Genomic DNA, 3,237 nt, shown 5'->3' with positions numbered 1-3,237 from the left:
CCTGTGAAATATTTAATATGATTTTCATCTATACTTTTGCCTTGAAATCGAAGATTCGACGTAGTCAAACAAAAGTATACAAAAGTTCAAGAAGGGAGTTATCCGCTAAAAATTGGAATGTACTCCTAAAATTTCCAAACTCGCATGGATCATCCGGTTCTGCTTCGGTTCTGAGTAAGTCCCATGCTCAGACAGTGGAAATTTTTTAACGGATTACATCCAAATTTTCTTATCGCTCCTGATTCCTAAGTCGGGCATTAATAAGTAACATACTACTTTTTAAATGACTGGTGGCTAATACCATCAATACATAAAAGACACAGACCAAAAAGAAGTAAAACAAATAACCTGTGAAATATTTAATATGATTTTCATCTATACTTTTGCCTTGAAATCGAAGATTCGACGTAGTCAAACAAAAGTATACAAAAGTTCAAGAAGGGAGTTATTCGCTAAAAATTGGAATGTACTCCTAAAATTTCCAAACTCGCATGGATCATCCGGTTCTGCTTCGGTTCTGAGTAAGTCCCATGCTCAGACAGTGGAAATTTTTTAACGGATTACATCCAAATTTTCTTATCGCTCCTGATTCCTAAGTCGGGCATTAATAAGTAACATACTACTTTTTAAATGACTGGTGGCTAATACCATCAATACATAAAAGACACAGACCAAAAAGAAGTAAAACAAATAACCTGTGAAATATTTAATATGATTTTCATCTATACTTTTGTCTTGAAATCAAAGATTCGACGTAGTCAAACAAAAGTATACAAAAGTTCAAGAAGGGAATCATCCGCTAAAAATTTAAATGTACTCCTAAAATTTCCAAACTCGCATGGATCATCCGGTTCTGCTTCGGTTCTGAGCAAGTCCCATGCTTAGACAGTGGAAATTTTTTAACGGATTACATTGAAATTTTCTTGACGCTTCTGATTCCTAAGTCAGATATAAGTAGCATGTTAATTTTTAATACTAGAAACTAATACTATCTCTTGTTCTATTTATAACCATGTTCTAGGCGAGACTAGCTGCCGAACCTTTTCTTTTTAATATATCGCAGATAGAAATATAGGATTATAGAAATTAGAATTGCAATGACCATTTTCAGATATACACGAAGAGGAATGTTGTGACTACTGGCTAATACCATTAATAAATAAAAGACACAGATTAAAAAAGAAGTAAAACAAATAATTTGTAAAATATTTAATATGATTTTCATTTATACTTTTGTCTTGAAATCAAAGATTCGACGTAGTCAAACAAAAGTATGCAAAAGTTCAAGATGGGGAATCATCCGCTAAAAATTTAAATGGAATCCTAAAATTTCCAAACTCGCATGGATCATTCGGTTCTGCTTCGGTTCTGAGCAAGTCCCATGCTTAGACAGTGGAAATTTTTTAACGGATTACATTGAAATTTTCTTAACGCTCCTGATTCCTAAGTCAATTGGTGAGAGCACATAAAAAAAAGCTATCTCATTTCTGAGACAGCCTGTTCTTTACCTTATTTTCATGAATGAAATTAATCAATAATAAGTCCGCATGGTGACCCTACCGGAATACATTTTCTTTCCAGTGAGCACCAGAAGTATCCTGCAAGACACATCGGGATACCTCCCTGAACTGTTTTCAATTCTCTTTTTGAAAGTTTTCTTAGATTTTTCATAATAACATTTTTTTGATTTTTCTCCTACTCTATATGCTTTTCGGATTACGCTTTAATTTGGTAATACCAATATACAGATTTTTGGAATACAAAAATATAACCTGTTCATTTTATACAATTTACAAAGACAATTGTTTATTAACTTTTGATGATCATTATATATATCAATAGAGCTTCTTAAGACAAAATAAATCAAAACCTCCGCTGTTGCGGAGGTTTCGTTATTTGTGGACACGAGCGAGTCGCTCGCGCCAGCGGGGGCAAGAAACGCTGGTGGTCACGGAAAGACTTCATTTAAGTATATTTTCTCTTCTTGCTACCTCAAATAGATTATTTTGAATAACACTATCTTTTCGAAAAATATACTCTATAGAATCTCCTTTATTTTTTGAAATGGAATCTCCTATTTGATAAGGTGTCTCCATAATTTTCTCAGTGCCGTTCGAAAATTTTACATATAAAAAATTATGCTCATTTTTGTTGACGTATATATCAGTAACTTTCGTATGCCTGTTAATTTTTAAAAGTTGTTCTTTAGTCAAATCAGCGGAATTATGATTCAAATAAAAAATAGTAAGAAATACGACTGACCCAAATATTAACAAAAAAATAATAAGTGGGGTTTTACTAGACTTATCCAATTTAAAATTATTGTCCATATACGTGTGTTTTAGATTTTGTCCACATTATAGGTAAAGCTTGAGCTGACCCTTTAGCAACACCTATACCAAATGTCCTATAACCACTATTATTTGTTTCAGAATTTTGTCCAAAATGAGAAGGGTTAAAATTATCAATATTTCTATATCCATCATATTTATCATTAAATGTTCCTCCATATGATAAATTAATAGGTCCATCTCCTCCAGAATAAGAAACACCCGTCCCTGCAAAATCTGAATTAACAAATTTATGGTTTGGATCTGTGGGAACTATGACCCCTTTTTCAACTCCACCTGATGCACCAAAACCTATATTTCCATTAAATGAAGAAAACCAGTTTGTTTCTCCTTTACTATCAGTGACATTACCAAAACTAAAGCCTATACCACCTCCTATAGCATAATTTGCACTAAAACTCCAATAAGTTCCTATATTGGTAGATCCTGCTTCAAATTTTGTACCATCTGGGGTTGTTAATATTTCTCCTCTATTTGCTGTAATATTTGGGTAATTATAATCTGAAACTGTTCCGTCCGGATGTAAAACTGCTCCTAGAACTTCATTTTCATAACCACCTCGCGTTAAAATATTGATATCATTAGTTCCACTATTATCAACATAAGCATAACCTTGATGTTGATCTTTTCCATCAAACCATTTATAATCCCCAGTTAAAGTATTTTGATACCAATCAGTTCCCTGTCTTCCATCTGGGTCAATAAACCTAATTGGATTATTAAACGCATAATTATAAGTAGAAAATCTTCTGCTCGTTTCAGCCAGCGGATCTACCACGCCCCATCTGGCTATATCCGGCATATACATTCTTGCTCCATAATCATACATTCTTTTCTCTACTTCATTTCCTGAGATTTACCTGCTTCATTTTTCCTTGCGCGAACG

Annotated in this window: 3 protein-coding genes; all 3 read right to left on the bottom strand. The window is 33.3% G+C overall.

All coding sequences use genetic code 11. The features are described 5' to 3' along the window. Positions 1 to 1,527: 1,527 nt before the first annotated feature. On the bottom strand, positions 1,528 to 1,671 hold the full coding sequence (locus tag DEU40_RS22500; protein ID WP_156121528.1) for a bacteriocin-like protein: 144 nt from the start codon (positions 1,669 to 1,671) through the stop codon (positions 1,528 to 1,530). Positions 1,672 to 1,961: 290 nt separating this feature from the next. Further along, complete coding sequence (locus DEU40_RS17625; RefSeq protein ID WP_110011053.1) at positions 1,962 to 2,330, bottom strand: hypothetical protein; 369 nt, start codon at positions 2,328 to 2,330, stop codon at positions 1,962 to 1,964. Further along, entirely contained in the window at positions 2,320 to 3,180 is an 861-nt protein-coding gene (locus tag DEU40_RS17620; protein WP_228406554.1) for an RHS repeat-associated core domain-containing protein, read from the bottom strand. The genes DEU40_RS17625 and DEU40_RS17620 overlap by 11 nt, the downstream gene beginning before the upstream one ends. Positions 3,181 to 3,237 lie beyond the last annotated feature (57 nt).

The organism is Chryseobacterium sp. AG844 (assembly GCF_003182335.1).
Classification (GTDB): domain Bacteria; phylum Bacteroidota; class Bacteroidia; order Flavobacteriales; family Weeksellaceae; genus Chryseobacterium; species Chryseobacterium cupriresistens.
Note: the sequence above shows the minus strand (reverse complement) of the source record. Positions and strands in the feature narration are given on the sequence as shown.